Below are 397 nucleotides of genomic sequence, written 5' to 3'. Positions count from 1 at the left end.
ACGAAAGAGAACAAGCCGCAGCAAGAACAGGCGCTGATCGACATCGTCAACGAAACCAACACCGAGCTGGTAGTACTTGCCCGTTACATGCAAATCCTGTCCAACACCCTGTGTGCGGAGCTGGCCGGTAAAGCGATCAATATTCACCACTCGTTCCTGCCCGGCTTCAAGGGTGCACGGCCGTATTACCAGGCTTATGACCGGGGTGTGAAACTGATTGGTGCGACTGCGCACTATGTAACCTCCGATCTGGACGAAGGCCCGATCATCGAGCAATCCGTACAGCCAGTGGATCACACCATGGGCCCGGAAAAGCTGACTGCCGCTGGACGGGATACCGAAACCGTCGCTCTGGCCCGTGCTGTCAAACTGCACACCGAACACCGTGTGTTTGTTG

General features: G+C 56.2%; 1 protein-coding gene. It reads left to right on the top strand.

Annotation, left to right across the window (positions count from 1 at the left end; all coding sequences use genetic code 11):
- A partial coding sequence (locus Q4563_RS16705; protein ID WP_303605288.1) for a formyltetrahydrofolate deformylase occupies window positions 1-397 on the top strand: 397 nt, incomplete at both ends.

The organism is Gilvimarinus sp. 1_MG-2023 (genome assembly GCF_030548285.1).
This window is presented reverse-complemented; position numbering and strand designations above follow the sequence as displayed.